This is a genomic window from Ruegeria atlantica, from assembly GCF_013032505.1.
GTDB classification, from domain to species: Bacteria; Pseudomonadota; Alphaproteobacteria; order Rhodobacterales; family Rhodobacteraceae; genus Ruegeria; species Ruegeria atlantica_F.
This window is the reverse complement of the sequence record NZ_WQCG01000005.1, coordinates 76,375-100,631: the sequence shown is the minus strand read 5'-3', so window position 1 is coordinate 100,631 and position 24,257 is coordinate 76,375. Positions and strand designations below refer to the sequence as shown.

General features: G+C 57.8%; 28 protein-coding genes. 9 read left to right on the top strand and 19 right to left on the bottom strand.

The annotated features are described in order from the left end of the window. The first annotated feature begins 98 nt into the window (after positions 1-98). The 3 genes from phbB (at position 99) to yddG (ending at position 2,935) form a co-directional block, all read left to right on the top strand. The gene (gene phbB, locus GOW92_RS17740) at positions 99-821 is read left to right on the top strand and encodes an acetoacetyl-CoA reductase (RefSeq protein ID WP_170562670.1); all 723 of its coding nucleotides are present in this window, start codon (positions 99-101) and stop codon (positions 819-821) included. Between the two features lie 303 nt (positions 822-1,124). Beyond that, a complete protein-coding gene (locus GOW92_RS17735; RefSeq protein ID WP_170562667.1) occupies positions 1,125-2,072 on the top strand; it encodes a transcriptional regulator GcvA in 948 nt (315 codons plus the stop codon). Next, entirely contained in the window at positions 2,069-2,935 is an 867-nt protein-coding gene (gene yddG, locus GOW92_RS17730) for an aromatic amino acid exporter YddG (RefSeq protein ID WP_170562664.1), read from the top strand. Before GOW92_RS17735 ends, yddG begins: the two co-directional genes overlap by 4 nt. On the opposite strand, the gene GOW92_RS17725 is transcribed toward yddG, so the two are convergent. From GOW92_RS17725 to GOW92_RS17715, 3 genes are all read right to left on the bottom strand, one after another. Then, positions 2,932-3,096: a YdcH family protein gene (locus GOW92_RS17725; RefSeq protein WP_170350663.1), complete on the bottom strand. Its 165-nt coding sequence runs from the start codon at positions 3,094-3,096 to the stop codon at positions 2,932-2,934. The two genes, yddG and GOW92_RS17725, sit on opposite strands and share 4 nt — an antisense overlap. A 121-nt stretch (positions 3,097-3,217) precedes the next feature. Further along, the gene (locus GOW92_RS17720; protein WP_170562660.1) at positions 3,218-3,991 is read right to left on the bottom strand and encodes a tRNA1(Val) (adenine(37)-N6)-methyltransferase; all 774 of its coding nucleotides are present in this window, start codon (positions 3,989-3,991) and stop codon (positions 3,218-3,220) included. Continuing rightward, positions 3,988-4,203, bottom strand: coding sequence for a putative signal transducing protein (locus GOW92_RS17715; RefSeq protein ID WP_037316655.1), 216 nt, complete (start codon positions 4,201-4,203; stop codon positions 3,988-3,990). Before GOW92_RS17715 ends, GOW92_RS17720 begins: the two co-directional genes overlap by 4 nt. Before the next feature lie 56 nt (positions 4,204-4,259). Here GOW92_RS17715 and GOW92_RS17710 point away from each other — a divergent pair, with 56 nt between their 5' ends. Next, positions 4,260-5,258: a polyprenyl synthetase family protein gene (locus GOW92_RS17710; RefSeq protein ID WP_170562657.1), complete on the top strand. Its 999-nt coding sequence runs from the start codon at positions 4,260-4,262 to the stop codon at positions 5,256-5,258. Here GOW92_RS17710 and GOW92_RS17705 read toward each other — a convergent pair. From GOW92_RS17705 to soxR, 4 genes are all read right to left on the bottom strand, one after another. Next, positions 5,251-6,072 (bottom strand): 4-(cytidine 5'-diphospho)-2-C-methyl-D-erythritol kinase, encoded by an 822-nt coding sequence (locus GOW92_RS17705; protein WP_170563237.1) that lies wholly within the window; start codon positions 6,070-6,072, stop codon positions 5,251-5,253. The two genes, GOW92_RS17710 and GOW92_RS17705, sit on opposite strands and share 8 nt — an antisense overlap. Next, positions 6,062-7,774 carry a tetratricopeptide repeat protein gene (locus GOW92_RS17700; protein WP_170562654.1) on the bottom strand — a complete coding sequence of 571 codons (1,713 nt, stop codon included), beginning with the start codon at positions 7,772-7,774 and terminating at the stop codon, positions 6,062-6,064. Before GOW92_RS17700 ends, GOW92_RS17705 begins: the two co-directional genes overlap by 11 nt. A gap of 104 nt (positions 7,775-7,878) precedes the next feature. Then, positions 7,879-9,525 carry an electron transfer flavoprotein-ubiquinone oxidoreductase gene (locus GOW92_RS17695; protein WP_170562651.1) on the bottom strand — a complete coding sequence of 549 codons (1,647 nt, stop codon included), beginning with the start codon at positions 9,523-9,525 and terminating at the stop codon, positions 7,879-7,881. A gap of 135 nt (positions 9,526-9,660) precedes the next feature. Beyond that, the gene (gene soxR / locus GOW92_RS17690) at positions 9,661-10,116 is read right to left on the bottom strand and encodes a redox-sensitive transcriptional activator SoxR (RefSeq protein ID WP_170562649.1); all 456 of its coding nucleotides are present in this window, start codon (positions 10,114-10,116) and stop codon (positions 9,661-9,663) included. 88 nt (positions 10,117-10,204) lie between these two features. On the opposite strand from soxR, the gene GOW92_RS17685 reads away from it, so the two are divergent. From GOW92_RS17685 to GOW92_RS17675, 3 genes are all read left to right on the top strand, one after another. Then, positions 10,205-10,585 carry a VOC family protein gene (locus tag GOW92_RS17685; protein ID WP_170562647.1) on the top strand — a complete coding sequence of 127 codons (381 nt, stop codon included), beginning with the start codon at positions 10,205-10,207 and terminating at the stop codon, positions 10,583-10,585. Between the two features lie 140 nt (positions 10,586-10,725). Then, complete coding sequence (gene greA / locus GOW92_RS17680) at positions 10,726-11,196, top strand: transcription elongation factor GreA (RefSeq protein WP_170562645.1); 471 nt, start codon at positions 10,726-10,728, stop codon at positions 11,194-11,196. A 14-nt stretch (positions 11,197-11,210) separates the two neighbouring features. Further along, positions 11,211-12,203, top strand: a complete 993-nt coding sequence (locus GOW92_RS17675; protein WP_170562642.1) for a hypothetical protein — start codon at positions 11,211-11,213, stop codon at positions 12,201-12,203. Here GOW92_RS17675 and GOW92_RS17670 read toward each other — a convergent pair whose 3' ends face one another. The 5 genes from GOW92_RS17670 to GOW92_RS17650 all read right to left on the bottom strand — a co-directional run bounded on the left by GOW92_RS17670 (position 12,204) and on the right by GOW92_RS17650 (position 16,663). Continuing rightward, positions 12,204-13,469, bottom strand: a complete 1,266-nt coding sequence (locus GOW92_RS17670; protein ID WP_170562639.1) for a molybdopterin-binding protein — start codon at positions 13,467-13,469, stop codon at positions 12,204-12,206. It lies immediately after the preceding gene. Continuing rightward, positions 13,466-13,957, bottom strand: a complete 492-nt coding sequence (gene mobB, locus GOW92_RS17665) for a molybdopterin-guanine dinucleotide biosynthesis protein B (RefSeq protein WP_170562637.1) — start codon at positions 13,955-13,957, stop codon at positions 13,466-13,468. Before mobB ends, GOW92_RS17670 begins: the two co-directional genes overlap by 4 nt. Beyond that, positions 13,954-14,598, bottom strand: coding sequence for a molybdenum cofactor guanylyltransferase MobA (gene mobA / locus GOW92_RS17660; protein ID WP_170562634.1), 645 nt, complete (start codon positions 14,596-14,598; stop codon positions 13,954-13,956). Before mobA ends, mobB begins: the two co-directional genes overlap by 4 nt. A 59-nt stretch (positions 14,599-14,657) precedes the next feature. After that, on the bottom strand, positions 14,658-15,611 hold the full coding sequence (locus tag GOW92_RS17655; RefSeq protein ID WP_170562631.1) for an AEC family transporter: 954 nt from the start codon (positions 15,609-15,611) through the stop codon (positions 14,658-14,660). Between the two features lie 110 nt (positions 15,612-15,721). Then, positions 15,722-16,663 carry a formate dehydrogenase accessory sulfurtransferase FdhD gene (locus GOW92_RS17650; RefSeq protein WP_254453076.1) on the bottom strand — a complete coding sequence of 314 codons (942 nt, stop codon included), beginning with the start codon at positions 16,661-16,663 and terminating at the stop codon, positions 15,722-15,724. Here GOW92_RS17650 and GOW92_RS17645 point away from each other — a divergent pair. Further along, on the top strand, positions 16,662-17,378 hold the full coding sequence (locus GOW92_RS17645) for an AzlC family ABC transporter permease (RefSeq protein WP_170562628.1): 717 nt from the start codon (positions 16,662-16,664) through the stop codon (positions 17,376-17,378). The two genes, GOW92_RS17650 and GOW92_RS17645, sit on opposite strands and share 2 nt — an antisense overlap. Then, positions 17,375-17,707, top strand: a complete 333-nt coding sequence (locus GOW92_RS17640) for an AzlD domain-containing protein (protein ID WP_170562625.1) — start codon at positions 17,375-17,377, stop codon at positions 17,705-17,707. The genes GOW92_RS17645 and GOW92_RS17640 overlap by 4 nt, the downstream gene beginning before the upstream one ends. On the opposite strand, the gene GOW92_RS17635 is transcribed toward GOW92_RS17640, so the two are convergent. The 7 genes from GOW92_RS17635 to GOW92_RS17605 form a co-directional block, all read right to left on the bottom strand. Then, complete coding sequence (locus GOW92_RS17635) at positions 17,696-18,328, bottom strand: hypothetical protein (protein ID WP_170562622.1); 633 nt, start codon at positions 18,326-18,328, stop codon at positions 17,696-17,698. The genes GOW92_RS17640 and GOW92_RS17635 overlap by 12 nt on opposite strands. An 18-nt stretch (positions 18,329-18,346) precedes the next feature. Further along, on the bottom strand, positions 18,347-18,481 hold the full coding sequence (locus GOW92_RS17630) for an aa3-type cytochrome c oxidase subunit IV (RefSeq protein ID WP_058273578.1): 135 nt from the start codon (positions 18,479-18,481) through the stop codon (positions 18,347-18,349). Positions 18,482-18,549: 68 nt separating this feature from the next. Further along, on the bottom strand, positions 18,550-19,110 hold the full coding sequence (locus GOW92_RS17625) for a hypothetical protein (protein ID WP_170562619.1): 561 nt from the start codon (positions 19,108-19,110) through the stop codon (positions 18,550-18,552). Continuing rightward, positions 19,097-20,935, bottom strand: coding sequence for a glycerophosphodiester phosphodiesterase (locus GOW92_RS25380; RefSeq protein ID WP_170562616.1), 1,839 nt, complete (start codon positions 20,933-20,935; stop codon positions 19,097-19,099). The genes GOW92_RS17625 and GOW92_RS25380 overlap by 14 nt, the downstream gene beginning before the upstream one ends. A gap of 64 nt (positions 20,936-20,999) precedes the next feature. Next, positions 21,000-21,452, bottom strand: a complete 453-nt coding sequence (locus GOW92_RS17615) for a DUF6173 family protein (protein WP_170562613.1) — start codon at positions 21,450-21,452, stop codon at positions 21,000-21,002. Positions 21,453-21,456: 4 nt separating this feature from the next. Next, positions 21,457-22,503 carry an MBL fold metallo-hydrolase gene (locus GOW92_RS17610; RefSeq protein ID WP_170562610.1) on the bottom strand — a complete coding sequence of 349 codons (1,047 nt, stop codon included), beginning with the start codon at positions 22,501-22,503 and terminating at the stop codon, positions 21,457-21,459. Then, positions 22,503-24,206, bottom strand: coding sequence for an acyl-CoA dehydrogenase (locus GOW92_RS17605; protein ID WP_170562607.1), 1,704 nt, complete (start codon positions 24,204-24,206; stop codon positions 22,503-22,505). Before GOW92_RS17605 ends, GOW92_RS17610 begins: the two co-directional genes overlap by 1 nt. Positions 24,207-24,257: the final 51 nt, after the last annotated feature.

Sequence of the window (24,257 nt, the reverse complement as noted above, 5' to 3'; positions counted from 1 at the left end):
CAAGCGGAAATTCAAAATTCATGACGAAACAATATTGCGCACGATCACCTCTCAAAGTAACAGCATTACCAAGACGACTTAAATTGGAGGATTCCTAAATGGCACGTACAGCACTCGTTACCGGCGGCTCCCGCGGCATCGGCGCAGCAATTTCCAAGGCGCTCAAGGCCGAAGGGTACAATGTTGCGGCCACCTATGCGGGGAACGACGAAGCCGCCGCGAAATTCACCGAAGAGACAGGCATCGCCACATACAAGTGGAACGTGGCCGATTATGACGAATCCAAAGCAGGCATCGAAAAGGTCGAAGCCGATGTTGGCCCGATCGACATCGTCGTTGCAAACGCAGGTATCACCCGCGATGCGCCGTTCCATAAAATGACGCCCGAACAGTGGCACCAGGTTATCGACACCAACCTGACCGGCGTTTTCAACACCGTGCACCCCGTCTGGAACGGTATGCGCGAGCGTAAGTTTGGCCGCGTCATCGTCATCAGCTCGATCAACGGTCAGAAGGGCCAGTTCGCTCAGGTGAACTATGCTGCGACCAAAGCGGGCGATCTGGGCATCGTGAAATCGCTGGCGCAGGAAGGCGCGCGTGCAGGCATTACCGCCAACGCGATCTGCCCCGGCTATATCGCAACCGAGATGGTGATGGCTGTTCCTGAAAAAGTCCGCGAATCCATCATCGGCCAGATCCCAGCAGGTCGCCTGGGTGAGCCGGAAGAAATCGCGCGTTGCGTGGCGTTCCTGGCATCCGACGATTCTCAGTTCATCAATGGTTCGACAATCTCGGCCAACGGAGCACAGTTCTTCGCCTGATCCGAAGCGCTGAAAAGACAACGGGCCGGTCCCTTGCGGACCGGCCCTTTTTTATCCCGTAAGAACGCGCGCGCTACGCTCAGCGGGAACCGAATAGCCAGTTAATGGCGTGTTTGATCATCTTGCCGCGTTCAGCGTGCGCCCGCTGAAAGGCGCGGGCAGCTGCGGGGTTGGTCGTCATTTCGATCATAGCAGTCGTCCTTTCAGTTCAGCTTGGTTTGACACGCGAGCAATATGCGCCTTATCAATCAAGGTGACAAACGAGCTTTATTGGAATTTCAGTTAAGATATTCTTGTGCACCTATGAGCGATTATCTTCCCCCTCTGACAGCTTTACGCGCTTTTGATGCCGCTGCACGCCATATGTCATTTGCCAAGGCCGCCGAAGAATTGCGTGTGACCCCTGCGGCCCTGTCTTTCCAAATCAAATCACTGGAGGAACATCTGGGCCGCCCCCTGTTTCACCGACTGAACCGCGCGGTGGAACTGACCGAAGCGGGACGCGTCCTTGCTCCTGGTGCCGCCGAAGGATTCGCAGCGCTGCAGGCCGCATGGCGAACCGTGCGGCGGCAGGGCAACGATACCTCTCTGACAGTGACCGCCGGACCAGCGTTGACCGCAAAATGGTTGGCGCCACGCCTTTATGAGTTTGCGCGTACGCATCCCGAGATTGATCTCAAGTTCTCGGCAACATTGCGGATCATGGACCTTGAACGTGATGACGTGGATGTCGCTATTCGGTTTGGCTACGGAGGCGATGAAGGTCTGTATTCCCTGCCCGTGCGCAAGGAATGGTTGACCCCGGTGATGACGCCAGAACTGGCCGAGCAGTTCCCAACGCCCGACAGCCTCAGAGATGCTCCCTTGATCTTTGATGATTCAATTGCGTTCCTGCAGCCGCCCAGCGACTGGCCAACCTGGTTTCGAGCAGTCGGAGTTGATTTTGCGCCTGCCCACGGAGCTCATTTTTCGAACGCAGACCACGCGATTGATGCTGCGGTTGCCGGAGTTGGCGTTGTATTGGGACGCCGCGCGATGATCCTGAAGGACCTTACCGAGGGTCGCCTTGTCGCACCGTTCAAAACGGCCATTGAAACGCGGGGGCGGTTTCGGTTTCTGTGCTTACCAGGCGCAGAAAACAGACCTCAGATCGCTGCGTTCCGTGACTGGTTCATGGCCGAGATCGAAAAGACCGCGCATATCTCGGACGAATTCAACATTATCCCGGTCGAAGAGGTTCAGAGCCTATGACCAAATCCCGAGCCACGGCCATCGGGTTTGTGGCCGTCCTGCTGTGGTCTCTGCTGGCCCTTTTCACAGTCGGGTCGGCCCCTACGCCGCCACTGTTACTTAATACAATCTGCTTTTCGATCGGTGGAGTTTTGGGTCTGATCTGGACCTGGCGCAGTGGCGGATTGCGGCAGTTAAAAGAGATTCCATGGACCACCTATCTGTTCGGCACAGCCGGGTTGTTCGGCTATCACGCGCTTTATTTCTCGGCCCTGCGCATGGCTCCTGCAGCCGAGGCTGGTTTGATCGCCTATCTCTGGCCTTTGCTCATCGTTTTGTTTTCCGGCCTCTTGCCGGGCGAACATCTGCGCATCGGACATTTGTTCGGCGCCTGCCTTGGATTTGCAGGGGCCGCCGTGATTATCGGCGGTGCTGGCAGCACAGGGTTTCAGACCAACCACCTGCCCGGCTACGGGTTGGCCTTGCTATGCGCGCTTACATGGTCCGGCTACTCAGTTCTGTCGCGTCGACTGGGGAATACACCTACCAGCTCTGTCGCCATTTTCTGCATTGCTACGGCTATAGCCTCTGGTGCTCTGCATCTCGCAGTCGAGGATACCGTATGGCCCCCCAGCGCCTTTGGCTGGGCGTCCGTGATCGCACTGGGCTTAGGGCCGGTGGGACTGGCGTTCTATGTCTGGGATATCGGGGTCAAGCAAGGCGACATTCAGATACTGGGCACGGCATCGTACGCAGCACCCCTGTTGTCTACGCTGGCATTGGTTGTTGCCGGGATCGCCGCCCCGTCCTGGGGTCTGGCGATCGCGGCCGTGTTAATTACTGGCGGCGCGTGTATTGCTGCGCGAGCTAGTATGAAAACCTAGGCTGACAGGCGTTCGATCTCTTCCTTTAGCTTTAGTTTTTGTTTTTTGAGTTGCGCGATATGGAGATCATCGATGCCTGGCGAGCGTTGGGCCTGTTCAACTTCAAGACCGAGAGTTTCGTGCTTTTTCTTCAGTTCGGTCAGATGTGCGCTCACGCTCATGGCGATACTCCTTCGTTGGTGTCTCAGGTTCACGTAAGAATTTGACCACATCGTTTCCAGCCTGTCACGCTGCAGACGCACAGAATCTGTAATAAATCCGACAAATTCGGCTGGTTAATGCCTATTGAACGGAAAACCCAGGCAACGCAGCCCCTTTGCGCAATACGTCCGATATCTGCGGCGTATAGCTTTCGCCATCACGTTCGTGCCGATCCCCGCTGTGTAAAACCACTGGCGCATGCAGCTGAAAATCGGCGCGACCACCCTTTCTAGCCCGTAAAATCACCAATTCGGCTTTGCGGCCAGGTCTGGCGACCAATGGGAGGATCTCAACCGATCCCAACCGCCCGTCGCATGCCGCCAACATGTCAGGAAGACGATTGGCTTTCTGAATCATGTGCAAATACCCACGCGGCGCAAGGCGCTTGGATGCGCAGTCAAACCAGTTTTCCAAAGGCGTTTGCTCGCCCAATGCGATACTACGCCCCGCATCATCTGCCGGGCTATGAGCACCGGCACGGTAATAGGGTGGGTTGGCGATCACGTGATCAAATTGTCGTGTTTTGAGCCCAGCCGGCAAGGCACCAAAATCAGCCTCGACAACCTCCAGCGGCGCAGTGTTTTCAACCGCATTCCGGCGCGCCAAATCAGCATAGCTTGCCTGCAGTTCGACCCCAACGGCCTGCAAGTGCGAAACACGTGCCAACAGACACAAGATCGCGGCACCTGCACCGCAGCCCAGTTCCAACACGGTGTGACCACGTGTCGCCGGGACCGCCGCCGCCAGTAGAACCGGGTCAACGCCCGCGCGATATCCCGTGCGCGGCTGCAACAGACGCACACGTCCGCCCAAAAAGTCGTTTTGGGTCAATTCACTGTCGGAAAACAGGCTCATCTGCCAAGCGGGATTTCGTTGTCACGCATGACCCGTTCTGCGCGGGTCAGGTCATCGGCCCGAACCATCAGGCGGCGCGGAAAGATTCCTATGCCTCCTTCGAGGATGCTCATATTTACGTCCATCTGAAAGCAGTCTATATCCTCGCCCTCAAGAAGGGCGGAAGCAAAAGCCAGAATCGTCGGATCGGTGCTGCGCAGTAGTTCTTTCATGGGGATTGATGTAAGGGCAAGGCAAGGCGGAAGTCGAGCCTTGTATCAGGAGAGTGATGAACATCGACACGATCTCGAAACCGCATGAGCGACTGGCCGAGATTCTGGACGGCGAAATGGACGCCGTAAACCAGTTGATCCGCACGCGTATGGCCTCGGAACATGCACCGCGTATACCGGAAGTGACAGCGCATCTGGTTGAGGCGGGCGGCAAGCGTCTGCGCCCGATGCTGACGCTGGCAGCCGCTCGGATGTTCAATTATCCGGGCGATCACCACGTGCGCCTCGCCGCAACGGTCGAATTCATTCACACCGCAACCCTGCTGCACGACGATGTCGTTGACGAAAGCGCTCAGCGGCGTGGCCGCCCCACTGCGAACCTGTTGTGGGACAACAAATCCAGCGTTTTGGTAGGCGACTACCTGTTCTCCCGCAGTTTCCAGCTGATGGTTGAGACCGGTTCCCTGCGTGTGCTGGACATTCTGGCCAATGCCTCGGCGACCATTGCCGAGGGCGAGGTGTTGCAAATGACCGCCGCCACCGATCTGGGCACTACCGAGGCAATTTACTTGCAGGTCGTGCGTGGCAAGACCGCTGCACTGTTTTCCGCCGCAACCGAGGTGGGCGGCGTGATCGCCGGGGCGTCAGAAGATCAGGTTAAGGCACTGTACGACTATGGCGATGCGCTGGGGATTGCATTCCAGATCGCCGATGACCTGCTGGATTATCAGGGGGACAGCAAGGCGACCGGCAAAAATGTCGGCGACGACTTCCGTGAGCGTAAGCTGACTTTGCCGGTCATCAAGGCCATCGCACAGGCCACCCCGGCAGAGCATGCCTTTTGGGAGCGCACAATTGGCCGCGGCCGTCAGGAAGACGGCGATCTGGACCAAGCGCTGAGCTTGATGAACAAATACGGCACGTTGGACGCCACACGCACGGATGCGTTTGGGTGGGCCGCCAAAGCCAAATCTTCGCTGGACGCATTGCCGGATCACGAGATCCGGTCGTTACTGCGCGATCTGGCCGATTACGTGGTTTCGCGCCTTAATTGAGCAGCGTTGCGCGGCACCACCAGTCAGGATGGGCCGCGCCAATCTCATAAGCGGCAAAATGGGCCGCATTCATGGTCGGATAAAGCGCGAAACAAGTCGAACCAGAGCCTGACATACGGGCCATTAAAGCATCTCTTGTATCCGATAGATCATCCAGAACGCGGGCGACCTCGGACGCTAGGTTCTTTGTTGGTGTTTCAAGGTCATTGCGTTGTGCCAGCAGCCAATTACTGCAGGTTTCAGGCGTCTCAAAGGCCGGGATTTTTTCAGGCATTGGCGCGTTGTCGCGACTCTGCAGAGCAGAGAAGACGGAACCGGTAGGAACCTCCACACCGGGATTGACCAAAAGAGCTGGCAATCGCGGCAGTGAAACGGGCTGCAACTGTTCGCCGATACCCTTCATCCGGGTGGCATTGGCCGCCACGCAAACCGGTACATCCGCACCAAGGGTCAGGGCTGTCTCGTCAGGGATCGCACCACCGTGATCTGCAATCATGCGTAGCGTCGCCGCAGCGTCCGAGGATCCCCCGCCAATCCCGCCTCCGTGCGGCAACACTTTGTTCAGGTTGATGTGCCCGGTCCATCTGGCAGCAGCAGCAGCTTTCCAAACCAGATTTCGGTCGTCTGTCGGCACCCCTTCGGCGTGTTCACCTATGACGGACATCGACAACGTAGGCCCCGGTGTGAACTCCAGCGCGTCACCGACATCCGCAAAGACGACCAGCGAATCCAACAGGTGATACCCGTCCGCGCGGCGGCCGGTCACATGCAAGGTCAGGTTAATCTTTGCAGGCGCGAAGCCCTTAACCCTCATTAGCGACATTCAGGGGATCGGCGCCTTCTTCCACCAAAACCGCGTCCAGCCCAACTTCAAGCTTGCGACGGATGCGGTCCGGATCAGCTTCACCATCTGAGTCTTCTGGGTCGACAAAAGATAGCGCGCGTTTCCACTGGAATTCAGCTTCGCGGGCGCGCCCCACAGCCCAGTACACATCGCCCAGGTGATCATTCACTACTGGATCGACAGGCATCAACTCGACCGCGCGCTCCATATGTGCAACGGCTTCGTCGTAGCGACCCAGACGGAACAGGACCCAACCAAGACTGTCAACAATATAGCCGCTGTCCGGGCGCGCAGCGACAGCGCGTTCGATCATGTCCAGCGCTTCGTCCAGCTTTTCCTGACGTTCAACCAGCGAATAGCCCAGATAGTTCAGAACTTGCGGCTGATCGGGGTTCAATTCCAGCGCGCGCCTGAAATCAGCTTCGGCCAAATCCCAGTTCTTGAGACGCTCATGCGAGATACCGCGGGCGTAGTACAGAAACCAGTTACCGCTGACGCCCTGCTCGGTCAGTTCGATAGCCGTGTCATAGGTCGTAACGGCATCAGTATAGTTCTCTTGCCGTCTTTGCAGATCGGCCAGGGCCACGTGCACACTGGGTAGGTCAGGGCTTTGCGCCGCAAGGTTCTGCAGAACTTCGGCCGCTGCATCTGTTTTTCCCGAACGGCCCAGAACCTCGGCTCGGCCCAACTCGGCCGCGTGGTAGTCACTGCTGGTTGAAGGCACCATGCGATAGGCTTCGACGGCCAGGTCATATTGTTCGAGCGAATCCAGCAACTCGGCACTCAGAAGGATGGCATCGACATGGTCCTGGCGCAGGAACGCTGCAATCCGGGCGTAGAGCAGAACGTAATCTTGTGACGCTTCGCTGCTGAGCGCTGCACCGACAGAAAAGAAGACCTCGGCCATACCGTCCTGAGCGGACTGAACATGTGTGAACGGCAGCGTTTCACCAGCCTTCAGACGGGCTACATACCCTTCAATCGACGGGTCGCTGCCAGCCGCGAAAACATCATCTAGGTATTGCACCGCATCCTCGTTGCGGTCCAGTTGCGACAGCACCTCGGTCCGGGCCAGCGCTGCACGCCGCGAGAAACGAGAGACCGCGCCATTGTTGGCAGAAAAAATCTCTTCGGCACCTTCGAAATCACCAACCGAAGCAAGCGCCAGCGCCTTGTGGAACATGGCGAATTCCCGCAAGCCCTCTTGCGTGCTGACCTCGTCAAACTTCTCCATAGCCTTGGTCATGGCACCCTGAGCCACATAGACCCAGCCCAGAACCAGCCCATCAACCAGTGGTCCGACGCCTTGCGTCTCAGGATCGCGCGCGAGCAGTTCATCCAACTTTTCGTCGGCGATCAGGTTGGCCATGATGACCATTTTCGCCGCCTGGCTTGGCAGTTGAAGCGCTTCAATGGATTGGGCAACCGGCAGCGCACGCTCAACCTCACCCAACGCAAGGCGTGCTACGACGACGTTTTCCAGTAGCTTTCCGTTTTCAGGGTCGGCCCGCAGGGCCTGCGCATAATACTTCTCGGCAGAGGTATAGTCGCTTTGATAAATCGCCTGACGTCCGGCCAGATACGACCCAGAGCCAGAATCCGACAGCGCCGGGAATGCAAATGACGAGGTTAACAGCGCGACCAATGCCGCGCGACGAACGAGGGAAGCCACCAAAATCCTGCCTTGCTATCGTTGACTGGGCAACAAGCTAGGGCTTTGACCGGAAAGAGGCAATGGCAGAGCCTTCACGACCCTGCCATTGCCCGTGTTTTCGCTTACATGTTGGGATAGTTCGGTCCGTCTCCACCCTGTGGCGTGGTCCATGTGATATTCTGGCTGGGATCCTTGATGTCGCAGGTTTTGCAGTGGACGCAATTCTGGAAGTTAATGACGAATCGCGGACCGTCTTCATCCTCGACCATCTCATACACGCCCGCCGGGCAATAACGCTGCGCCGGTTCATCGAACTTGGGCAGGTTGACCTGTACCGGGATCTCCGGGTCCGTCAGTTTCAGGTGGCAGGGCTGGCTTTCCTCGTGGTTGGTCATCGCGAAGGACACGTTGGTCAGACGGTCAAACGACAGCGTACCATCGGGCTTCGGATAGTCGATAGGCTGATGCTTGCTTGCCTCTTCGGTCGCCTCGGCGTCGTTTTTGCCGTGACCCAGAGTGCCCAAAAGCGAAAAGCCCAGCGTGTTGGTCCACATGTCCATACCACCCAGCATCAGGCTGGCGGTCAGACCGTATTTCGACCACAGCGGTTTGACATTGCGCACTTTCTTCAGGTCCGCACCGATTGCGCCTTCACGCACGTCGGTCTCGTAAGCGGTCAACTCGTCGCCCGAACGTTCGGCCTTGATGGCGTCGAATGCGGCTTCAGCCGCAGCCTTGCCCGACAGCATTGCGTTGTGGTTGCCCTTGATGCGCGGCACGTTGACCATACCTGCCGAACAACCCAGAAGCGCCACGCCAGGTGCAACCAGCTTTGGCATCGACTGCCAGCCACCTTCGGTAATTGCACGCGCACCATAGGCCACGCGCTTGCCGCCTTTCAGCAGATCGGCCACTACCGGGTGATGCTTGAAGCGCTGGAATTCCATGTAAGGATACAGATGCGGGTTTTTGTAGTTCAGGTGAACAACGAAACCGACATAGACCTGATTGTTTTCAAGGTGGTAAATAAACGATCCGCCGCCCGCGTTGCTGCCGAGAGGCCAGCCCATCGTATGAGTTACTGAGCCTTCCTTGTGCTTGGCGGGGTCGACCTCCCAGATCTCTTTCATGCCGACGCCGTATTTCTGCGGCTCTTTGCCAGCAGACAGGTCGTACTTGGCGATGACTTCCTTGGACAGCGAGCCACGGACACCTTCCGAAAGGAAGACGTATTTGCCGTGCAGTTCCATGCCCGGCTCGGTGCCCGGGCCATAGGACCCATCAGGCTCCAGGCCGAAGACACCAGCAACAACGCCTTTGACTTCGCCATTGTCGCCATACACCAGTTCCGAACACGCCATGCCCGGGAAAATTTCCACGCCCAGCTCTTCAGCCTGTTCAGCCATCCAGCGGCAAACATTACCCATAGAGACAATGTAGTTTCCGTGGTTGTTCATCAGCGGCGGCATCGGGAAGTTGGGGATGCGGATCTTGCCCGCCTCACCCAGCATGTAGAAGTTATCTTCATGCACCGGCACGTTCAGCGGGGCGCCTTTTTCCTTCCAATCCGGGATCAGAGCGTCCAAACCGCAGGGATCCAGAACTGCGCCCGAAAGGATATGCGCGCCCACTTCCGAGCCCTTTTCCAGAACCACGACATTCAGGTCGGCATCCAGCTGTTTCAGACGGATGGCCGCCGACAGGCCCGCGGGGCCTGCCCCCACGATCACCACATCGTATTCCATCGCTTCGCGTTCAATCTCGGCCATCGCGGGCTCCTTAGCTAACTTTCCGAATTGGCGCTTTCACTGCGTGGTCTGCGCAATATTGTTTCACGGCTGATTACATGGTCTCAAAGACGTTGGTCAATCAAAACACGGCGTAACTTTGCTGCAATGCGGCAGTTATGCCTCGGGTGAGTCCCCCATCAGATACCTGGGACCGCTACCATTTGATTTGGCGCGGTCATCGGGGTTGTACAAGGCGCATTTCGGCAGACTAAGGCAACCACAACCGATGCAGCCGTCCAGATTGTCGCGCAATCGCGTCAGGGTATCGATTCGCTGATCCAGATGTGCCCTCAGCCCTTTGCTGATTTTCTGCCAATCCTTAGGTGTCGGCGTGCGGTTTCCAGGCAGGCCGGACAGGACATCGCGAATCTCGGGCAGGGTCAGGCCGAACTGCTGGGCAATCATCACAAAGCTCAGGCGTCTGATGTCCGCGCGTTGATACCGCCGTTGCCCGCCCGCGTTACGCCAAGGCGATATCAGGCCTTGCGCCTCGTAATACCGGATGGCCGACACAGCCAGCCCAGTACGCTGCGCCAATGCACCAATTGCCAACCCGTCCGAAACCACCATCACATCCTCCGAATTATTACCTTGACCTAAAGTTAGGTTTAGAAATTACGGTGAGTCGGGACAAGCCTCAAGATGCAAAGGAGATCCCATGATGGCGACGCTTGAACACACCAATTTCACTGTCCGCGATCCACAGGCTTCAGCTGCGTGGATGCACAAGGTTTTCGGTTGGAAAACCCGCTGGGAAGGCCCGGCAATTGCAGGCGGTTACACGGTTCACGTAGGCAGTAAGCACACATACTTGGCACTTTACGCGCCCAGCGATCCGCAACCGTCCGGGGAAAGTAGCTATGACATCGTTGGCGGCCTGAACCATGTGGGCGTATTGGTCGAGGACATCGATACAACCGAGAAAAAGGTGAAAGCCGCAGGATTCACGCCAAAGTCCCATGCGGATTATGAGCCAGGTCGGCGGTTCTACTTCAATGACGACAATGACATCGAATTCGAAGTCATTAGCTACGACTAGGCCGTAATCCGCGCGTCGCGCGACCAAGCCCCCTTGCAATTCACGCCTCATTTGGGTCAGGTATTTGATGACCCATCAAATCGCCCCGACGCTTGTCTCATGCGGCGGGGCGAAACAATTTATGCGTGGACGACAAGAACATGGAAAAAATTCCAATGACGCCTACGGGCAATGCCGCTCTTGCGGCGGAGCTGAAAAACCTCAAGTCGGTCGAGCGCCCGGCGATCATCGAAGCCATCGCCACAGCGCGCGAGCTGGGCGACCTGAAAGAGAATGCCGAATACCATTCGGCCCGTGAAAAGCAGGGCTTCATCGAAGGTCGTATCAAAGAGCTGGAAGGCATCCTGTCACTGGCTGACGTGATCGACCCGGCCAAGCTGAACGGCGCAATCAAATTTGGCGCCAAGGTAACGCTGGTGGACGAAGACACTGACGAGGAAAAGACCTGGCAAATCGTCGGCGAGTACGAGGCCAACATCGAAAACGGCCTGCTGAACATCAAATCGCCCATCGCGAGGGCATTGATCGGCAAGGAAGAAGGCGACAGTGTCGAAGTACGCACCCCCGGTGGTGTGCGGTCCTATGAAGTTCTAAGTATCGAGTATGCCTGACCGGAGCCTTGACCATGTCAGAGCCCAATCCCGAGCAAGATCCCGAACGGCCGACCCCTTTGGGTATCTATGACAAGCCTTCGCATCCTTCGGTGACCGAGATCGAGATCGTTGCGATCGTGCTTAGCGTGGTCTGGCTGATCGTGTCTGTTGTGTTCCTAGTGCTTCCCGACAAGGTCGAAGGTGGCGGATTCGTCGTGACCCTGCTGGCGGTGTTCATGCCAGTAGCGATGATCTGGGTCGCCGCGACATCAATGCGCGCCAGCCGCGTCATGCGCGAGGAAAGCGCCCGGTTACAAACCGCGATTGACGCGATCCGTCAGACCTATGTGATTCAGCAACAGCGCGCTGCTAGTCTGCAAGAACCCGGTGTCAGTAAAAAACTAGATGAAATCGCCGAGGCCACCAAAAAGGCGGAAACAGCGCTGGCGACGTTTTCGTCGAAACGGACCGAGCCGGTTCGGGGCGAGACCTCTGTTGATGCAGGTGACCAGACGTCATTGGAACTGGGTACCACGGCCGAGGATATCGCGCCGCCATTGACGACCAATACCTTCATTCGGGCGCTGAATTTCCCTGAAACACAGGATGACGCCGAAGGGTTCGACGCACTCAGGCTGGCGCTTCGGGATCGTAAGACCGCGCAACTGGTACAGGCTTCACAGGACGTTCTGACACTGCTGAGCCAAGAAGGCATCTATATGGATGACCTGCGCCCGGATATGGCCCGCCCTGAAATCTGGCGGCAATTCGCGCAAGGCGCGCGCGGCCGCGCGGTTGCCGCGTTAGGCGGAATCAGAGACCGTTCTTCGCTGGCCCTGACCGCCGCAAGGATGAAGCAGGACCCGATATTCCGGGACGCCGCGCATCATTTCCTGCGGCGTTTTGATCACATGATCGTCGAATTTGAACCGTCGGCCAGCGACGCGGACCTGACTGCATTGGGCGACACACGAACCGCCCGTGCATTCATGCTGCTTGGGCGCGTCGCGGGTACATTTGACTGATCACAACCCAAAGCTGCCATAAGGAATGAACCGCACTGGATCACCTGGCACGATGTGACAAGCGCCATCTTGAATCTCGACCAGTCCCTCAGCCCAGCTAAGTCCACTGATACGACCTGAGCCTTCCGAGGCAAAGACCTCGACCCTGCCATCACGGACGCGGGCGCGCAGATACTCGCGCCGCCCCGGTTTCTTGCGTTTCTCGAAATTGGCAGGCAGGTCGAACCCCTGCGGTTCGGACCAACCTTCGCCCGCCATCAGACCCAACGCAGGGCGGGCAAAGATCAAAGTGCAGACCTTAGCGGCAACAGGGTTTCCCGGCAGACCAAACACGGGCGTTTCGTTCCACATACCCAACGCCAATGGGCGGCCCGGTTTCAGTGCGATCCGCCACTCCTGCATTGCCCCGGCCTCTCGCAACAATGCTGAGACGTGATCTTCATCTCCGGCAGACGCGCCGCCGCTGGTCAGAATGACGTCTGCCTGCGCTGCCGACCTGTCCAACCTGTCACGCAAGTCTTCCCTGTCGTCGGACGCCCGACCCATGTCAACCGGCTCAAAACCCAGCCTTTCAATCATCGACAACAGCATTGGACGGTTGGCGTCGAAAATCTGACCCGGACCGGCGAGGTTTCCCGGTTCGACCAGTTCATCCCCGGTCGACAGCACCGCAACCCGCAACATTTTGCGAACCGAAATCTCGGCAATCCCTGTTGCCGACAAAAGCGCGACATCAGCCGGGGTCAGCCTGCGCCCGGCGGGCAAAACCATCTCACCCTCTGCGACGTCCTCGCCGGCCTTGCGGGTGTTTGCGCCCTGCTTCAGCGGGCCATGAAAGGCGATATGGCCGTCCTGAACGGTCACATCCTCTTCCAGTATTACCGTATCCACGCCGTCGGGCAGCGCCGCGCCGGTCAATACACGCAGCGCGTTACCCAGCGCCACTACGCCGTCAAACGGGATTCCAGCAGCGGCGCGCCCATCCTGCAGCGGAATCACCTGCGGTCCCTCGGGGGCCGCTCCGGAAAACCCATATCCATCCACAGCCGTATTCGGTTGCGGCGGGTTCGAACGCTTTGCCAAAACGTCTTCTGCAAGTATACGTCCCGAAGCCTGCCCGATCTGGGCGGTTTCGACCGAAGTCACAACAGTCAACCTCGACCGCAACATCTCTAGTGCCTCGTCCACGGGCGTCCAATTGACCCCGGCAGGCAACGCAAAACAATCATTTCGCAAGGGCGGAGGCGTGATGTTTGGCGGCGTCATAATCCGACCTCTTTCAAGATGAAATCTGCGATTGCGGAGGTGTCGTTCAGATCAAACACCGGAACCCCGACCTGCAGCGGTGTATCGCTGGCTATGGCGCGGATCGTATTGTTCTCCCCGGCCATCAGCGCATTGCCAGCCTCTGCCCGAAACGCTTCGATCTTGGGGTGTCTTTCCCGTTTGAACCCTTCGATCAGGACAAGATCGACCGGAAGAAGCCGCGCCAGAAGATCTGCCAGAGGTGGTTCGGGTGCCCCGCGCAATTCCTGCATCACCGCAATGCGCTTACCCGATGCCAGAAGCACTTCGGATGCACCGGCGTCTCGATGGCGGAAACTGTCAGTCCCAGGCTGGTCGACATCGACCGCGTGATGGGCGTGCTTGACCGTAGAAACCGTGAGACCGCGTTTGGTGATCTCGGCAACCAAACGCTCCATCAGGCCGGTCTTGCCGGCGTTTTTCCAGCCGGTAACGCCGTAAACCCTCATGCCTGCTCCAGCAGTTCTTGCGCCCGTGCCAGATCGTCGGGTGTGTTGACGTTGAAGAACGGATCGAACGGATCGGCAGGAAACAGCGCCTCGCGCCCGTTGTGCTTGTCAGTCCACAGCACGACTTTACGCAATCCGCCGTTCAAAGCGTCCCGCAGATCGTCGCGCAGCGCGACAGGCCAAAGGCCAAAGGTCGGGTGCCGGTTCACCCGTTTACCGCCGCCCGACTTCAGAGCTTCATCACTGGTACGGGGGGTGGTTGCCAAAACCAACGGATGCACCTGACCTTCGGCGGCCTGCATCAGCCGCGCGGCCAGATCACGCGGGAAAAACGGCGTGTCGGCAGCAGCGGTTACGATGCTTTCGGCGCCTTGCTCTGCCGCCCAGTCAAGCCCGGCCAGAACTCCAGCCAGCGGTCCTGCGAAACCTTCTATCGTGTCGGGCAGGATCGGCAGGTTGAGGTTTGCAAACCGCTTGGGGTCGCCATTGGCGTTCAATGCCAGCCCGCCCACCTGCGGGTTCAAGCGATCGATCACATGAGACAGCAGACTCTGCTTACCGATTGTCAGCAGGCCCTTGTCTCCTCCGCCCATTCGGGTGGCGAGACCGCCCGCCAGGATAACACCAAGAGGGGTATTCATTGCCGTACCTTGTTGCCTAGATCCAAGTGATCAATTGATCGCAACTTTGTAGATCGAACTCAATTCAATTGGAACGCTGTTGGATGCAGTTGGTGCAGGACAAACAGCCACAGGATCAAAGTCACCACCGCCAGAAGCGAAGTCGCGGAGACTATATGAGCGGCAAGCTGCGGCTCCTGATCATAATGCTTAGCCAAGAGGAAGATGCTTTTAGCCGTCGGGGCCGCCGCTGAAACCGTTGCCGCAATGGTCCAAAGCGGGTCCAGCCCGATCAGATGTGCCGCAAGCAGCACGAGCCCCGGAACGACGAGAAGCTTCATTATTGACAGAAACAAGATCATCGGACCGGTTTGAAGGATCGTACGCACGCTTGTGGTGAACCCGATCGCGAACAAGGCAACTGCTGCCAGCGCCTGACTCATCAACTCCAGATAGTCCGAAACAGCCTGAGAAAACCCAATGCCCGTAAAGGAATAGACAACTCCTAACAGTGTTGCAGCGATAATCGGGTTTTTCAGGACATTGGCGACAATCTTGTAAACGGGCGTCCTCTTGCTTGCCTGATGCCCTGCAGACGTTTCGAGAATGGTGGTCAAAACCAACAGCAAAATGGCGACAACAAGGTTCGCCAAAACTGCCGGCAAAGCCCCTTTTGACCCGAAAATCGCGTGGAGAATGGGCAGCGCAACCAGCGCTGTGTTTGAGGCGACACCAGCAAAGGCTAACACGGTCGCGGATCCGACCTGATAACTCGTCAACGTTTTCAGGCAGATGAATAAAACAGCAAAAAGAACCAGGAGTGTACCGCCGTAGGACAGATAAAACCCATAGTTCAGAAGGTTCTCAAAGTCCTCCTGACCAATCAGGTAGAACATGATCGCAGGGATCAGGACATACACCGCAAATTGCACCAGAGCCTCGGATGTGTCCTCGCTCAGAAGTTTTGTCCACGAAAACACGTAGCCCGTCAGGATCACCGCAAAGACCGGTGCAATTAAGCTGATTAACTCCATAGCGCCCTCAGGTTGCTAACACCCAATATATCACTTCGATTTGCCCCACCTTAGGGCATATCCTCCCGAATTCGCAGAGTTTTTTCGAAGTAACAGCGCACCAAGGAAATTCAGGACTGAGAGCTTTTTCTTTTATGCTTCTTATCTTCGACCGGAACGCTCGAAGGATCAACATCGCGCACCAGACGATCTTCTCCTGACAAACACACAAAACGTTGCCCACGCATCCGGCCAATCAGCGTCAGTCCAACCTCGCGCGCGATCTCGACGCCCCAGGCGGTGAAACCTGACCGAGAAGCCAGAACCGGAATGCCCATCATCGCCGTTTTGATTACCATCTCGGACGTCAGACGACCGGTGGTGTAGAGAATCTTGTCCTCAGGTGTTTCTTTTGCGGACAGCATCCAGCCCGCGATCTTGTCGACCGCGTTATGACGACCCACATCTTCCATATAGACCAGAGGGCGGTTTTCGCGGCACAGTACCGTGCCGTGGATTGCTCCGGCTTCAAGGTAAAGGGATGGAGTTCGGTTGATTTTGGCAGCAAGGTCATAAAGCCACGAAGTACGAACCTGAACCTGCGGCAGGCGCACATCCTCAAGCCCTTCCATCATATCACCAAAGACCGTGCCGACCGCACAGCCGCTGGTACGGGTCTTTTTCTTCAGCTTGTCTTCGTAGGACGTCTCGCGTGCCGTGCGTACTACCACGGTTTCCAGATCTTCATCATAGTCGACGCGCGTGATTTCATCATCCGCCAGCAACATCCCCTGATTGCGCAGGAAACCCAGCGCCAGATATTCTGGATAGTCCCCTATGGTCATCGCGGTCACGATTTCCTGTGAATTCAGGAAAATAGTCAGCGGGCGCTCCTCGACCACCGAGATCTGACTGACCTCGCCATTCTGATCCACGCCTTCGACCGCGCGGGTCAGGCGCGCCGCACCGGGGTCAGGGGCGATGATGTAGTCCGATAGGTTCTGTTCCGTGCCCAATTGCAACCCTTTCCCAAGACCGCTACTGCTGCGGGGATCACCATAGGATTTAGCCATGGCAGACACCACATCCAAGTCATACTTCTGGAAGGGTTTTCGCGACGGGACCCCGTTTATTTTTGTGGCAATCCCGTTTGGCACCCTGTTTGGCGTTTTCGCGACTGAAGCTGGACTAAACATCGTGCAGACCATGGCGTTTACGTCCACGGTCTTTGCAGGTGCTGCGCAGTTTGCTGCACTGCAATTGCTGCAGGATCAGACACCAACAGCCATTATTCTCGTCTCTGCCCTTGCAGTAAATCTGCGAATGGCGATGTATTCCGCGTCGCTGACCCCTTATCTGGGGGCTGCGCCGATGTGGCAACGCGCATGTGCCGCTTATCTAACGGTCGATCAATCCTATGCCTGTTCAATCGTGCAATTCGAAAAAGAACCCAGGATGACGGTCCCGCAGCGCATGGCCTACTTTGTTGGCTCGGTCACACCCATCACGCCGCTATGGATATTTGCGACTTATCTGGGCGCAGTGCTTGGCACGCGCATTCCCGAAAGCTGGGCGCTGGACTTTGCCTTGCCGATTACATTTCTGGCCATGATTGGGCCAATGATGCGCACCCTGCCCCATGTGGTGGCTGCGCTGGTTGCCATTGTTGTTTCATTGCTGACCGTTGGCATTCCATACAACCTGGGCCTGTTGATTGCCGGGTGTGCCGGCATGATGGCAGGTGCGCAAGCCGAATTGTACGCTGAACGCAGAAAGGCCGCGGCATGACCCCCGTTGATCCCGTCACGATCTGGACCATTATTATCGGTCTCGCCATCGGCAGTTATAGCTTGCGCTTTGTCTTTATCGGCCTCGTCGGGGATCGCCCGATGCCGCCATGGCTGTTGCGCCATTTGCGCTATACCGCCGTCGCCATCCTGCCCGCCCTGATTGCACCGCTGGTTGTTTGGCCAACCGCAACCGAAGGGCAGCCCGACATTCCACGGATGGCGGCCGCCGCCGTTGCGTTGACCATAGGGTTGATGACCAAAAACGTTCTGGCGGCCATATTCAGCGGTGCAGCAACCCTGTACGGGTTGCTGTACTTATTGGGTTGAGACCGTTTCCAGTTGGTTCAGCGTCGCGTTGTTGGCGGCCAGACCTTTTTGCAGGTCGGCATCGTCGTTCTCACGATACTCAGTGGTCACGACCCCCGGAAGCTGACCGAATTGCTCCGACAGCTTGACTGGGAAAAAGGTCACGTTGATCTGTTCGAAACCCGGAACCTGCTTCAACAAGGACGCGGTGGAATTCGCACAATAGGCACCCGCAACCGGACCAGATTGCTTGGCCAGCTGCAAGGCAATCTCTGCCTGTTGTGGGCTGACTTGAATGGTCTGGATGCGCGCATAGTGCGTTTCGCGCGCGTGTGAACTGCGGTAGGCGCGTTCGACATTCGGGGTTATGCCGTACAGAACGTCATCCTTGATCGGAACGACATCTGCCCGGAATGACCCTGCAGGATCAAAAATCACCCTCTCGCTGCCGCTGATCATCAACGAGGTATGCGCGCCAGATCCGGTGCGCGTGCTGATCATTGTATAAAGCGTCAGGGTAGAGGGCCCCGGATCACGATAGGATCGGGCAACGACCTCAGCCTGGTCGGCCTGCGGACGCTGCGATCCCGCGCAGCCAGCAACAGTTGCTGCCAGCAGGCAGGCAATCAAAATCCGGATCACGGTCAACCCCGTTTTGGATTAAGCGGCAAAGACTGCCAGGAACAGGCAAAGTAAGGCGATGGCAACCACGCACCATGTGGTGGCTTTGACAAACCCATCAAAAGTTTTGGTTTGAACAGTGATATCCATTTCGCCGTGCTTGTGTTCAGCCATGAGTCTCAGAATCCTAATTCGCGTGTTTGAAATGTTGGATAATCGAAAATCCGGGGCCTGTCACCACGTCATTCGCGCGCAGGGGCCAAAGGAGGAAATACCGAACACCCCGGATACCCAAAACCCCAGCGCCAGGGCAGGCCCGAACACGGGCCGCCGCCGAACCGGACCGCCGCATACATCGCCTCAGCTGTGACGGAATGAGCAGTACGGATTTGTTCGGCCGTCATATCATAGCGTTCGGCGTATTCCTCGTCATGTTCAACCCCATGCTGTTTGACGCAGGCACGCAAGGTATCATCTGCTGAAAGGCGCGCCTCATAGCTGTCTTCGGCCCGCAAAGCCCCCCCCGCATGGTGGTAGGCGCGATCATGGGCCACACAGCAATATTCCCAGGGCGGGTGTGCCTCATATAAAGCCCGAAAGCTGGGGAACGTATCCGCGACAAAGCGCCAGCTTGCCGAAAGACCGCCCGAGCAGCCATCGGTTTCAAACGGGGTCAGCTCTGCACCTTCGCGTTCTGCCATCAGGCTGCGGTGCGCGGGTAACTCGAAGCTGCGCATGACGTCCTGCGCTGTGGCGGCCGTGGCACTCAGCAACAGGATCGTTGCCAGCCTAAGGGCTTTCATCGCGCGCCGCCTCAGTATCAAAGGACATGCCGAAGGTGGTGGCCAGCCATAGCAACAGGCGCTCTGCCGGACCCATTTCTGCGCGCACCCGCAGCACTTCGTTCGCCATCGCTGGCCGGTCCGTGATCAAACCGTCTACGCCCATCGAGGCCATCGCCGACATCTGCAGCGGGTCGTTGACCGTCCAGACATAGATGTCCTTACCTGCCGCCTGAACGGAATTGACCAAACCCGGCGTCGCCATGGCGGCGTTCACAGCAACGAAATCACCTTCGAGACCCGATAGATCACCCACCGCAGTCGCGGCCAGAACCCCGGCCCGCCAGTCGGGACGGATCGCCTTCATCTTTTGCACAGCCGGGTATTTCAGGGACATCGTTGCAATATCGTCCTGCATATCCAGCTCTTCGACGAGGGCGACGACGCGATTCTCAAGGTCTAGGTCGTGGCCATAATACTTCAGCTCTATGATGACCTTGGCCTTGCCCTTCGCGGCCTCCAGCACATCGCGCAGTGTCGGCGTACGCTCATCGGCGTATTCCGGGCCAAACCAGCTGCCGATATCGATCTGGTCGATATCCTCCATCGTGGCATCCCAGACCTTGAGGTTGACGCCAGCAAGTTTCATGAAGTCACTGTCATGCGCGACGATGACCACGTCATCCGCCGTTTCCTGAACGTCTATTTCGACCCAGTCGGCACCATCCTCGATCGCCTTGAGAACCGAGGCCATCGTGTTTTCGGGCCGAAGCGCCGCAGCGCCGCGATGTCCGATAACCTCGGCGCGGTCCGGCGCCTGTACCCTTTCCAGAAGGTGCTGGCCGAACCATATCCCGACAAGAACGGCAACGACTGCGGCTCCAACAGCCATGAACACCGATATGCGTATGTTGCGCGGCTCAGGATGCGGTGGTTCGGATGTTTGGATGTCAAAGAATCCATCGAGCAGCACCGCCAAAGCGCCAAGCGCCGTGGCCGCCAAAACTAATCCGGCCAGTGACCAGATCCCGGCAACGCCCAGGCTGTAAATCAGGGCCAATCGCAGGTTAGCTGCGCCTTGCAACGGCACCAGTGCGAACAAAAGCCCCGCAACCCAGGCAATCATGGCGGCGATGGCAAGGCGCATAGCTAACCAGATGGCCAATTCTATCTTGAGGCGTCCGCGCTTACCCTCCATCCGGCTGGCGCTGATGCCAAACGCATGTCCGGGGTGAACGCCCTCGAACAAAACCAAATGCAACGACAAAGCCCAGGCTGACAGGCGTCGGATCAACACCCAGGCCATAGCCAGAACAACGGCCCCAATCAGCACCACGGCCACCCAGAATGAGGGCGGGTGGAAAGTCAGGTAATAGTTGATGTCGTATTCGGTCAGCGTCCACCACGCGATAACAGCGGAAACGACAGCAAAAGGCAGAACCAACAGCAAAACCCGCACAACAAAGCGCACCGCAAAGCCAAACAGGGATGGAAGCCGCGACAGGATCAGCCTGATCGAAGAACTGCCAGCGCGCCATGGGTCCGACTCTGCCATACGCAGCGATCCGGCCATGACCGAGAAGACAAACACCTCGGCCAGTAGAAACAGGCTGAGAACCACAACGGCTGCAATAAACCCGGCAGGTGAGAGGATGAATGCAGCGATCGCCTGATCAGTCAGCGCCGTCTGGTTGGATAGCGATACGGCAAGATTCACCGTGATCGCCACGCCGGGCGCAATCAGCGCAACCAACAGCAGGCGCACAACAAGATAGATAGGCACAAATACACGGCGGCGGGCCCACGATCCTTTGTAGGCACTTGTAACGGCAGAGAAAGTGGTCACGTGAGGCCCCCTTGAATGGTGGACTCATTCAAGGCTGCGCAGACGTGAATTGCAAGTCAGGTGATCAGCTTTCTTCCAGATCCGCCGCCAGACGGAACCCGATCCGGTTGGCGGGTTTATCCTCGGCCGATTTGGGCAATGCCCGCAACATCACGTTCAACTGGCTGACATGCTGCACCAGCTGAGTGCGCGCGCCGGTCGCGTCGGATCCGTAAAAGGTGATGATATCAGGGTCGAAGTACCCCATCCCTTCGATCCGCATGACACCGGCGTCTCCGCCAGTGAAGCCCATCGCGACTTCTTGGTCACCTGTCAGGGTTTTCTCGAAATTCTGGATATAGAGGATCAGACGTTCATACGCCCATTGCGCGGGGCTTTTTGTTTCAACCGGTTTTTGCAACGGGCCAGGCAGGTCTTTCGCACCGGACTCGGACTCAGAGTTCGCATGCACTTCGTAGCAACGCGGCAGAGCTGCGGCTTCGGCGGCCTCGGCCGATGTTTCGATCTGATCCTGCATGGCTTTACCCTTTGCGCTGAAACTCCCACGCCCCGTCCGCGCGGCGCGTCCGGGTGACAGCACCAATGTGGTAAAGATGGTTCAGATGTGCAACCGCTTCGACCAGCGCAAGCCCATACTCGCCGCCACTGATTTGCCGTTTGAACAAAGGCACGAAACACTCGGCTGCGGTTTTTGGCTGGTCCAGATAGTCCTGCAACCGATCAAGCGCGCTGTGATGGTTGGCAATCAATTGCTTCATCCGGATGGGCAGCCCGGTGAATGGCAGCTTGTGCCCGCCCAGCGCCAGATGATCGGGCCGCGCCAGCCCCTGAAGCCGTTCGCAGGCCTCAAGCCATTCAGCAACCGGATCCGCCAGAGGTTCGGTGACATAGACACCCAGGTTAGGACTGATCGAACTGAGTATCTGATCGCCTGTGATCACGAGGTTGTCGTCGCGGCTCCAGAACGTGGCGTGTTCTGGGGCATGACCATTGCCCATATGCACGTCCCAATCGCGCCCGCCCATACGGATCACACTACCCTGCTTGATCCGAGTGAATCCCAGTGGCATCGGATAAACGGTATCGCAATAATTGAACGGTCGCTCGGCCATCCGCTTGGCCAGAACCTCGGGAGCCATACCTGCGCTGCGATAATAAGCCAGAGTTTCCTGCGGCCAGCTTTCCTGAACATCCAGTTGCAGCATACGCGAAAACAGCCAGGAGGTGCGCGAAGCCACCAGCTCGACGCAGTGTTCGGATTGGAACCAACCCGCATTGCCCACATGGTCGGGGTGATGATGCGTCACCACCACCCGCTTGATGGGCTTGCCACCCAACGGACCGGCCATCAGTTTTTCCCAGATACGCCGGGTCTTGTTCGATGACATGCCCGTATCGATTACGGTCCAGCCGTCGCCATCGTCCAACGCATAGATATTGACGTGATCCAGTGCCATAGGCAGCGGCAAGCGCATCCAAAGCACTCCTTCGGCGACCTCGATCGCCTCACCCTCGGCCGGAGGTTCGGGCCACGGATACCGGATCGCCAAAGGGGTATCTCCGTCCATCAGGCCAAAAGCTCCTCGACGCTGAGCCCGAACACATCATCTGCGCCGTTCTGAGCTTGCGCCAGCAGTCCGGCATATTCGGGCAACAGTGCGTTGATGTAGTAACGAGCCAGTTTGAAGCGCGGACCACCCGGTTCTGCTAAAGCAGCCATCAGATGATAATGCGCGCCCAGAACGCGGGCAAAGGCGTGAAGGTACGGCACGGCACCAGCAAATCGGTTGTTCAACTCGGATTGCGCAACCATCCATTCGGTTGTTTCGCGCAGGCTTTCCGTGGCTTCCCAAACCGGGCCAGCCAGTTCGGGTATGGTTGCGCGCGCCTGCTCGGCATGATCCTCGATTTCGTCCAACAGACGCGATGCTGCATCGCCGCCGTCCATCATCTTGCGCGCGACAAGGTCCATGGCCTGAATGCCATTGGTGCCCTCGTAAATCGCAGTCACACGGACGTCTCGGTAGTACTGCGCGGCACCGGATTCTTCGATAAAGCCCATGCCGCCATGGACCTGAACGCCGTTTTCGGACACCCGCATACCGGTCTCGGTGCCAAAAACCTTTCCGATCGGAGTCAGCAGGGCGGCACGAGCTGCCCAGTCTGCATCGCCGGTCGCGTTGGCCATATCAATGGCGGCAGCGTTGGCCAGCATGATCGCACGCGCGGCGAACGTGTCGGCACGCATACTCATCAGCATCCGACGCACGTCGGCGTGGTCAACGATCGTACCTGATGGCGTTTTGCCCTGCTTACGGTCCAGCGCATAGGCCAGCGCGTGCTGATAGGCACCTTCGGCTGCACCCACACCCTGACCACCGACGCCCAGACGCGCGTTGTTCATCATGGTGAACATCGCAGCCATGCCGCCATGTTCCTTGCCCACGATCCAGCCCTTAGCACCGTCAAATTGCATCACGCAGGTTGGTGAGCCGTGCAGGCCCATCTTGTGTTCAACCGATACGACCTTCAAATCATTCGCAACGCCGGCCTTACCGTTCTCATCCGGCAGGTACTTGGGCACCAGGAACAGCGAAATCCCCTTGGTTCCGGGAACGCCGTCCGGCAACCGAGCCAGAACCAGATGGCAGACGTTCTCAGCAAAATCGTTGTCACCCCATGAGATGAAGATTTTCTGCCCTGTCACAGAAAAGGTGCCATCCCCATTGGCTTCGGCTTTCGAAGTCAACGCACCCACATCCGACCCGGCCTGCGGTTCTGTCAGGTTCATGGTACCAGACCATTCACCCGCCATCATCTTGGGCAGATACAGCGCCTTGAGCTCATCGCTGGCGTGGTGCTCAAGCGCCTCGATCTGGCCCTGCGTCATCAGCGGCGCAAGTTGCAGCGACAGGCAGGCGGCTGACATCATCTCGTTCACGGCGGTGGTCAGCGTCATCGGCAGCCCCATGCCGCCATATTCCGGATCACCGCTCATCCCGATCCAGCCGCCTTCGGCAATGGCTTTCCAGCCGTCAGAATAACCGGGCGAGGTGCGTAGCACGCCGTTTTCCAACCGTGCTGGCTCCAGATCACCGGGTCGCTGCAGCGGAGCCATCACCTCTTCGCACATTTTCCCGGCTTCGGTCAGAATGGCACTGACGACATCTTCGCTGGCTTCCGAGAATTTCTCGGTCTCGGCGATCTGTTCGAAGCCGACCGCGTGGCGGAACAGGAATTCATAATCAGAGATTGGCGCGCGGTATGGCATGTCTTCCCTCGGAGCTGTCTGATTGCATTTACGCCGACGGGCTTGGAATTT

What these genes read in the sequence shown, in the direction of transcription:
- phbB (WP_170562670.1), top strand. Translation starts at nt 99, where the DNA reads ATGGCACGTACAGCACTCGTTACCGGCGGCTCCCGCGGCATCGGCGCA.
- GOW92_RS17735 (WP_170562667.1), top strand. Translation starts at nt 1,125, where the DNA reads ATGAGCGATTATCTTCCCCCTCTGACAGCTTTACGCGCTTTTGATGCC.
- yddG (WP_170562664.1), top strand. Translation starts at nt 2,069, where the DNA reads ATGACCAAATCCCGAGCCACGGCCATCGGGTTTGTGGCCGTCCTGCTG.
- GOW92_RS17725 (WP_170350663.1), bottom strand. Translation starts at nt 3,096, where the DNA reads ATGAGCGTGAGCGCACATCTGACCGAACTGAAGAAAAAGCACGAAACT.
- GOW92_RS17720 (WP_170562660.1), bottom strand. Translation starts at nt 3,991, where the DNA reads ATGAGCCTGTTTTCCGACAGTGAATTGACCCAAAACGACTTTTTGGGC.
- GOW92_RS17715 (WP_037316655.1), bottom strand. Translation starts at nt 4,203, where the DNA reads ATGAAAGAACTACTGCGCAGCACCGATCCGACGATTCTGGCTTTTGCT.
- GOW92_RS17710 (WP_170562657.1), top strand. Translation starts at nt 4,260, where the DNA reads ATGAACATCGACACGATCTCGAAACCGCATGAGCGACTGGCCGAGATT.
- GOW92_RS17705 (WP_170563237.1), bottom strand. Translation starts at nt 6,072, where the DNA reads ATGAGGGTTAAGGGCTTCGCGCCTGCAAAGATTAACCTGACCTTGCAT.
- GOW92_RS17695 (WP_170562651.1), bottom strand. Translation starts at nt 9,525, where the DNA reads ATGGCCGAGATTGAACGCGAAGCGATGGAATACGATGTGGTGATCGTG.
- soxR (WP_170562649.1), bottom strand. Translation starts at nt 10,116, where the DNA reads ATGGTGGTTTCGGACGGGTTGGCAATTGGTGCATTGGCGCAGCGTACT.
- GOW92_RS17685 (WP_170562647.1), top strand. Translation starts at nt 10,205, where the DNA reads ATGATGGCGACGCTTGAACACACCAATTTCACTGTCCGCGATCCACAG.
- greA (WP_170562645.1), top strand. Translation starts at nt 10,726, where the DNA reads ATGGAAAAAATTCCAATGACGCCTACGGGCAATGCCGCTCTTGCGGCG.
- GOW92_RS17675 (WP_170562642.1), top strand. Translation starts at nt 11,211, where the DNA reads ATGTCAGAGCCCAATCCCGAGCAAGATCCCGAACGGCCGACCCCTTTG.
- GOW92_RS17670 (WP_170562639.1), bottom strand. Translation starts at nt 13,469, where the DNA reads ATGACGCCGCCAAACATCACGCCTCCGCCCTTGCGAAATGATTGTTTT.
- mobB (WP_170562637.1), bottom strand. Translation starts at nt 13,957, where the DNA reads ATGAGGGTTTACGGCGTTACCGGCTGGAAAAACGCCGGCAAGACCGGC.
- mobA (WP_170562634.1), bottom strand. Translation starts at nt 14,598, where the DNA reads ATGAATACCCCTCTTGGTGTTATCCTGGCGGGCGGTCTCGCCACCCGA.
- GOW92_RS17655 (WP_170562631.1), bottom strand. Translation starts at nt 15,611, where the DNA reads ATGGAGTTAATCAGCTTAATTGCACCGGTCTTTGCGGTGATCCTGACG.
- GOW92_RS17645 (WP_170562628.1), top strand. Translation starts at nt 16,662, where the DNA reads ATGGCAGACACCACATCCAAGTCATACTTCTGGAAGGGTTTTCGCGAC.
- GOW92_RS17650 (WP_254453076.1), bottom strand. Translation starts at nt 16,663, where the DNA reads ATGGCTAAATCCTATGGTGATCCCCGCAGCAGTAGCGGTCTTGGGAAA.
- GOW92_RS17640 (WP_170562625.1), top strand. Translation starts at nt 17,375, where the DNA reads ATGACCCCCGTTGATCCCGTCACGATCTGGACCATTATTATCGGTCTC.
- GOW92_RS17630 (WP_058273578.1), bottom strand. Translation starts at nt 18,481, where the DNA reads ATGGCTGAACACAAGCACGGCGAAATGGATATCACTGTTCAAACCAAA.
- GOW92_RS17625 (WP_170562619.1), bottom strand. Translation starts at nt 19,110, where the DNA reads ATGAAAGCCCTTAGGCTGGCAACGATCCTGTTGCTGAGTGCCACGGCC.
- GOW92_RS17615 (WP_170562613.1), bottom strand. Translation starts at nt 21,452, where the DNA reads ATGCAGGATCAGATCGAAACATCGGCCGAGGCCGCCGAAGCCGCAGCT.
- GOW92_RS17610 (WP_170562610.1), bottom strand. Translation starts at nt 22,503, where the DNA reads ATGGACGGAGATACCCCTTTGGCGATCCGGTATCCGTGGCCCGAACCT.
- GOW92_RS17605 (WP_170562607.1), bottom strand. Translation starts at nt 24,206, where the DNA reads ATGCCATACCGCGCGCCAATCTCTGATTATGAATTCCTGTTCCGCCAC.